A 6,942-nucleotide genomic window follows, 5' to 3' on the forward strand; every position below is an offset into this window, starting at 1 on the left:
CTCCTAACTAAAAAAAGGTAATAAATATAAACCCATGACAATGGGAAAACGAACTCAAGCCACAGCACTGGAAGTCCGGTTGCTGCGGGAAGGTATTATTGAATCCAGGCATATAGTCCAGGCTGTTGTATGCGACGAACGAGGACGGGTTCTAACCGTCGCCGGAAATTCTGAAACTGCTGCATTTATCCGTTCAGCGCTCAAACCATTTCAGGCACTCGCAGTCACCACCACAGGTACACTGGAACGCTATGACCTCAGCGATCGCGACTTAGCAATTATTACAAGTTCCCATAAAGGAAGAATAGATCAAGTCCGACAGGTATTTAACATCCTTTGGCGGGCCGATCTTGACCCGACTATACTCCAGTGTCCAATTCCTGAAGGTAAGCACAGTCCTCTGGAATACAATTGCTCTGGTAAACATGCGGGAATGTTAGCTGTTTGTCAGCAACGGCGTTGGCCCTTGAATAACTATTTGGATCGCAAGCACCCAGTACAGCAGTTGATTTTGGGCAAAGTAGCAGAATTGCTGCGAATGCCAGCTGAAGAATTTATCAGCGCTCATGATGACTGTGGCGCACCAACTTATCTGATGCAACTCGGTCACATGGCATCTTTATATGCACTGTTAGCCTCTAGCACCAATCTGGATATGGAGCGCATTGTCCGGGCTATGACTCATCATCCCGCAATGGTAGCAGGAGATGGAGAATTTGATACGGAACTGATGCGCTTAACTCCAGGGGAACTCGTCAGTAAAACTGGTGCCGAAGGAGTGCAGTGCATTGGTAGACTCGGCGAAGGCTTGGGATTGGCAATCAAAGTTATGGATGGGGCAAAACGAGCAAAATATGCCGTGGCTATTCACTTACTCCAGCAAATGGGTTGGATTAGTCCCAGCGCCGCCGAAAGCCTCTCAGAAAAGTTTGTCACCTTGGGAAAATACAAGCGTTTAGAAGTCATTGGAGAATTATCATTTTTGTAGTTGCCAAACTCTTGACTATAGGTTATGATAAAAAAGTCAAGAGCGACGCGGGATAGAGCAGCCTGGTAGCTCGTCGGGCTCATAACCCGAAGGTCAGTGGTTCAAATCCACTTCCCGCCACCAAATAAAAGATAAAATAAAAACCCTACAGTCGGTAAAGATTGCAGGGTTTTTGTTTTATTTTGATCTATTCTGGAAGAAATAGCCATCTAAAAGGCGCAAAGAATCATGGTTGTGAAGTTGCAGCGACCAATTTTAGTAGGAGGATTGGGACTGTCCTTTTCTCTGTGGATGTTGGACAGTTGGCACGATTCTATAGTGCAGGTGGGTGAGTTTGGTTTATTAAGTGCCTTAGCTGTAGGCGGTGGTTTGTGGTTATTCCAAAAAAATCGCGCGAAAGACAGTTTAGAGCAGCTAGATAGTATGGTAGTGGATCGGGTTACTGTAGAAAGTGCGATCGCTAAAACTGAAACTGTAATTAACCAACTGGCACAAGAATCAAAAAACCACACAGCATTAGAGACACTTAAAGAACAAGTTGCCCAATTGTTGTTGGAGTTAGACAGACAAGAAATTAAAGTTGCTGTAACTGGCGGTAAATCCGTGGGTAAAAGCACTTTAATTAAAGTGCTAAAGGAAAATGTCGAGACACGAAATTTGGTGTCTCTAGAAGAAACAGCACCTTTATTTAGAGAAGTAGGTGACAATTCAGATGCAGCTGTTTTAGCAGAAGTAGCAAAATCTGATTTTGTTCTGTTCTTGACAAACGGTGATTTGACAGACTCAGAATTTCAAGCCTTACAGCAGCTAAAAGCAGTAAATCAGCCCACAATCCTGGTTTTGAACAAACAAGACCAGTATTTAGCTGATGAAAGCGCCAGCATTTTGCTGTCATTAAAACAGCGAATGCAGGGAAATGTAGTTGCAACTGCGGCCTCTCCCATTCCCATCAAAGTCCGAAAGCATGAGGCTGATGGTTCTGTGCAAGAGTGGATGGAACAGCCAGCACCAAATATCCAGCAGTTGACGCAACAGTTGGGTGAAGTTTTGGTACAGCAAGGACAACGGCTAGTTTGGGTAACAACCATGAGAAAAGCTGGGTTGTTGAAAGCTGAGGCGAAAAATTGGTTGAATGGAACTAGACGCGATCGCGCCACCCCAATTATTGAACAATATCAATGGATAGCTGCTGCTGCTGCCTTTGCTAATCCAGTCCCAGCCCTTGATATCCTAGCGACTGCGGCAATTAACGCTCAGATGGTAATGGATTTGGGTAATATCTATCAGCAGAAATTTTCCTTGGAACAGGCGCAAACTGTAGCTGGAACAATGGGAAGTTTGATGCTGAAACTGGGTTTAGTTGAACTTTCTACGAATGCTATTAGTAGTGTTCTAAAAAGTAATGCCGTTACCTTTGTTGCTGGTGGCGTAGTGCAGGGAGTAAGTGCAGCTTATCTTACTAGAGTAGCAGGCTTAAGTCTAGTTGAGTATTTCCAACAGCAGGAAATAGCAATAGATTCTGGGACTGGTTTAAATTTGGAGAATTTGCGACAAACCTTACAAAAGGTATTTCAGCAAAATCAGCAGATTGGTTTTTTGCAGGGGTTTGTTAAGCAAGGCATAAAGCGTTTGTTACCAGAAGCACAGCAGATTGAAGTTGTTGGTATTCAGAAAGCAGTGGCATAATCTAATGCAGAAGATTACCAAATTTTAGATTTTAGATTTCTAAAATTAGCTGTAGGTAAACCTAAAATTTACCCAAGCCTAATTAAGGCTTGGGTGTATCTAACAATTATTGTGATTAGGAGTTATCAAAAAATTGTGAATAAGGGTAGTTAGCTAAATAGCACCACTGTTTCTATTAAACAGAATAGCTATAGTTTTGAAAATTAGCTTTAAATCGTACACTAAACTCCAATTTTTTTGATACTGCAAATCCAGACGAATTACATCTTCAAAACTACGGACTGTAGACCGTCCATTTACTTGCCATTCGCCAGTCATACCGGGTTTAACATCTAAACGTTGCCACTCTGGTACTTCGTAGCGCTCCACTTCATCGGGTGTAGGTGGTCGAGTGCCTACTAAACTCATTTCTCCTTTGAGGACGTTCCAAAATTGGGGTAATTCATCAAGACTAGTTCGCCGTAAAAAGCGCCCTATTTTGATAATTCTAGGGTCATTCTCATTTTTGAAAAAAGCACCTTCCACTTGGTTTTGAACTTGGGATTTTTTCGCTTCCGCATCCACACACATAGAGCGGAATTTCCAAATCTTAAACTGTTTTCCCATCCAACCACAACGAATTTGACTAAAGAAAATGGGACCGGGATCATTAATTTGAATAGCGATCGCAATCGGAATAAATAAAACTCCTGTAATTAATAAACCGACCACAGACCCCACAATGTCTAACAACCGTTTCATCCAAGATGCCACAGAAGGGTGAGTAGTGGGTAACTGCTCTACTTTGCGGGAAGTTGTCTTGCGATTATCTACTAAGTCTTCTTCTTTTATTAACGGCCCATCATCTACAAGCTCTAAGGGAAAAACCTGATCTAATCCGGTGAGTTTTAGGACTGCCATTATTTGAGGTGTTACATTCCGCAATGTTAATGTAATCCCTTGAGTCTGGGCGTATTTAAAATTACTGATCAGGGCACCTAAGCCACTACTATCCATAAAAGTAGTTTGGTGAAAGTCAATGATAATTTGTTTGGGATGTGAATTGGGCTGGATTAAGCTTTGGCAGGTTTGCTTAAAGCCTAAAGCCTCCAGCACGCTCAACCGCTTAGGCATCTGCACTATAGCCGTGTCATTTAGGGAATTCACTGGAAAATCGACGTCTGTCGGTTGGCTAGTCATGAAGCTCTGCACTTTCGTTGCCATGTATAATGTAATCTCCCAAACATTATTTTGTCCTATAAAATTACCTAACCTAATATTGGAATCAGTAGTAATAAGGACTAATTGCGATTTATCGGGGCTGAGATTGGAGATCGCTAGCGACGATTCACAATAGAACAAGAAGCCAAAAAAAAATCCTTGTTGTTGTGCCGCCGCAGCGCGATCGCGTTGCTCTCATCAAATGACTGCTAAAAATACGGTTACACCTACCGCACGCCTGATTGAAATCTTTTCTGCCATTCAAGGGGAAGGACTAAATGTAGGGACGCGTCAGATATTTATTCGTTTTGCTTTGTGTGATTTGCGCTGTCAGTTTTGTGATAGTGCCCATACTTGGAATGCACCTGCTAGTTGTCGGATAGAGCGATCGCCTGGATTGCGCGACTTTGAAATCCACTCTAACCCTGTTTCTTTACCCATACTAACTGAATGGGTGGAACGACAAAATGTACCTTCTCTACACGATAGCATTAGCTTAACTGGAGGCGAACCACTTCTTCATGCCCCATTTTTAACCCAGTTTCTACCCGAAGTGCGAGCTATTACTGGTCTACCTATATACTTAGAAACTGGCGGACATCGCCCAGAACAACTAGCAATGATTCTCCCTTACTTAGACTCTGTAGGTATGGATTTAAAATTGCCCAGTGTTAGCGGCGAAAGTCATTGGCAAGAACATGCTAAATTTCTCCAATTATGTCATGATTCATATTTAAATGTTTTTGTCAAGATAATTGTGTCTCAAAACACAGATCCAGCCGAGTTAGAACGTTCAGCTTTGCTGGTGGCAGAGGTTAGTCCAGATATCTCAGTATTTTTACAACCTATTACGCCTTTAGCAGTATCTGAACAATTCTCCTCAATACCTGTGTTTGCCCCTACGGCCGATCAAGTTTTAACGTGGCAAGCTTTGATGAAGGGCTTTCTCAGGCATGTACGTGTGATCCCTCAGACGCATAAAATGCTGAACCAACTGTAAAATTTGAGTTTGATAAAGATGTAGTCAAGAAAAAAGTAAGATTTTATGAAATCGTCATTGCTGCTGCTAATCAGGGAGGCAGCAGCCCCCTTAGTAGGCATTCCCACTCGGAGGCTGTTAATAAAGAAAACAGTAAGGAGTTTGAAGTTCACTCATAACTCATAACTCCTAACTCCTAACTCCTAACTAATTACAACCCGCCCTCGTCTGGAGTTTTGGATTTAGCTTTTGCCTTATTAGCACTGCGTTTAAGGGCAGAGAGCCTTGCTTCGTACTTCGACCGTTGGCGCTTACTAGGAGTATTGTCAATCAGGGTTTTCAAGGCGCTACCTAGACTCTTGTAGGCATTGGGGAGGCTATAACCAAACCGAGTTGCCAAAGCGATCGCTTTCTCATCTGCATTAAGCAATTCTCTCAGTTGCTTTTCTCCACTATTCTTTTGGTACAATCGCCAGCCTGACACGCCACACAGCGACAAAGCTAACACCAGAAGCAATCCATCTTGTACCCACAATTCGCCTACAGCACCACCTAAACCGATGGCTAGTGCTGCCATTTCCCAACCATCTTTAGGAATTGTGTCATTTTGAACGCGAGCAACTTCATGCCAGAACAGCAGATTACGCTGATCCATTGCGAGGGCATCCCATTTCACCAAGTCAATTTGAATTTCTACCTGGTCTTTACCAATTTCTTCGCAACGAACCAGGGGTGGATTGACCTCAGTTGTGCCTTCAACCGTGACCCAGCTCTGTAATTCTGGCGGTAGTAAGCCTTTCAACCGCCGTAGTTCACTCATTTCCGCTTTGGCAGAGGAGGTTGCATAGGATGTCATAATATCCAGCCCCAGAAAATTTCAGTATATAGTGAGGGTATCACTTTGGAGTATAGCGATTTAAGTGATGATCCGTCTCACTCGCCCTTAAAACTTCCTCGCTTTTTTCGCGCTTCCATTGCCTTTTCCAGCAAATCTAGCAATCCTGGAGCTTCTTCTTGGATACTGAGTAACAGTCTTTCCCCAAGTTCTATATTCCCCGGATCAAAACCTGTTACCATAACTTCTTTCAGGCGAGGTATCGCTATGCTATCCACAATCTGAATTAATCCACTCAGACAACGGTGAAATTGTTTTTCTGTGAGAATCGAGTCTTCTAAAGGAAACTCAATAATGGCACGAATTTCGCCATCAGATGGGTCATACTCCCATTGCAACATTTTAGTTTCCCAGGAAATGGCAAGCATTGTCTGTAAGATAACTGCCTTGTAAGGATGCTCTTGAATTCCTGTCAGAACTTGAGGGGCAAATACCCGGAAAAATTTTCCCTCTTCATCCAGTTGGACAACTATTAGAAAATCTTCTAAGTTATCAGCCTCTACACCTGTTATAATTCGGTCTTCTTCTTCTTCAAAACGGTAATCCCAACCAAGGTTGTCTAAATAGTTGGCAATCTGTTTGAGGTTAGCTCCCATAAAAGCCTCATAAGGAACGTGGAGCAGTTGTTACCAGACCTAGTTTAACCTGCTAGGGGTAGCTGTTTAGGTTGGTTTGGCTACTTGCGATCGCATAGAAGTATGCAATTAGGATATTGGGCATGGGGCACAGGGGATTGAAGAGAGAAAAAAGAGGTAATAGTTTGGCGCTATGAATTATATTTTATGAAGAACTCTTGCTCATTATTAAAGAAGCGAAAATCACTATTTTAAAAATCTTAGTCAGTGAAGGATATAGCAATTTTAAGATTTTCTTCTAGATTTAATGAATGTATTTCTAAATCAAGCATGGTGGCAGCATTTTAAATTAAGCTGACGCATTTTGCAGCAACCCCAAAAAAGAAAGAACACGCAAATTTTTGTTACAAATTCTCTAGAAAATCTTGGGTTAATCTAACCTTTCCATCCCACAACTTCACACCAAGCAGCAGCAAAAAATCCATCTGGGTGCTGACTCCATTCTCGTAAAGCACCACTCATTGCTGTAAGCGATGGCTCATCAGTCCAACCTTTCTCTATAGCTCCATCCACCTTTGCAGAAGCCTCAATTCGCAGCGCCAAATATTCTGTAGCTTCA

Annotated in this window: 7 protein-coding genes and 1 tRNA gene; 4 read left to right on the forward strand and 4 right to left on the reverse strand. The window is 42.6% G+C overall.

The annotated features are described in order from the left end of the window. Positions 1–34 precede the first annotated feature (34 nt). The 3 genes from V7K25_RS14500 to V7K25_RS14510 all read left to right on the forward strand — a co-directional run bounded on the left by V7K25_RS14500 (position 35) and on the right by V7K25_RS14510 (position 2,674). Positions 35–988, forward strand: coding sequence for an asparaginase (locus V7K25_RS14500; RefSeq protein WP_335158996.1), 954 nt, complete (start codon positions 35–37; stop codon positions 986–988). A 46-nt stretch (positions 989–1,034) separates the two neighbouring features. Next, a tRNA-Met gene (locus V7K25_RS14505) sits at positions 1,035–1,111 on the forward strand. A 105-nt stretch (positions 1,112–1,216) separates the two neighbouring features. Further along, positions 1,217–2,674 carry a YcjF family protein gene (locus V7K25_RS14510; RefSeq protein WP_335158997.1) on the forward strand — a complete coding sequence of 486 codons (1,458 nt, stop codon included), beginning with the start codon at positions 1,217–1,219 and terminating at the stop codon, positions 2,672–2,674. Between the two features lie 153 nt (positions 2,675–2,827). On the opposite strand, the gene V7K25_RS14515 is transcribed toward V7K25_RS14510, so the two are convergent. Next, positions 2,828–3,877, reverse strand: coding sequence for a sugar transferase (locus tag V7K25_RS14515; protein ID WP_335158999.1), 1,050 nt, complete (start codon positions 3,875–3,877; stop codon positions 2,828–2,830). A 199-nt stretch (positions 3,878–4,076) separates the two neighbouring features. Here V7K25_RS14515 and V7K25_RS14520 point away from each other — a divergent pair, with 199 nt between their 5' ends. Continuing rightward, positions 4,077–4,874, forward strand: coding sequence for a 7-carboxy-7-deazaguanine synthase QueE (locus V7K25_RS14520; protein ID WP_335159001.1), 798 nt, complete (start codon positions 4,077–4,079; stop codon positions 4,872–4,874). A 190-nt stretch (positions 4,875–5,064) separates the two neighbouring features. Here V7K25_RS14520 and V7K25_RS14525 read toward each other — a convergent pair whose 3' ends face one another. From V7K25_RS14525 to V7K25_RS14535, 3 genes are all read right to left on the reverse strand, one after another. After that, positions 5,065–5,709 (reverse strand): DUF3318 domain-containing protein, encoded by a 645-nt coding sequence (locus tag V7K25_RS14525; RefSeq protein ID WP_094342488.1) that lies wholly within the window; start codon positions 5,707–5,709, stop codon positions 5,065–5,067. A 77-nt stretch (positions 5,710–5,786) separates the two neighbouring features. After that, the gene (locus tag V7K25_RS14530; protein WP_335159003.1) at positions 5,787–6,344 is read right to left on the reverse strand and encodes a hypothetical protein; all 558 of its coding nucleotides are present in this window, start codon (positions 6,342–6,344) and stop codon (positions 5,787–5,789) included. Positions 6,345–6,758: 414 nt separating this feature from the next. After that, positions 6,759–6,942, reverse strand: a 184-nt coding sequence (locus V7K25_RS14535; RefSeq protein WP_335159005.1) for a hypothetical protein, incomplete at its 5' end; no start/stop codon positions are given.

Source organism: Nostoc sp., from assembly GCF_036919495.1.
Taxonomy (GTDB): Bacteria; Cyanobacteriota; Cyanobacteriia; order Cyanobacteriales; family Nostocaceae; genus Nostoc.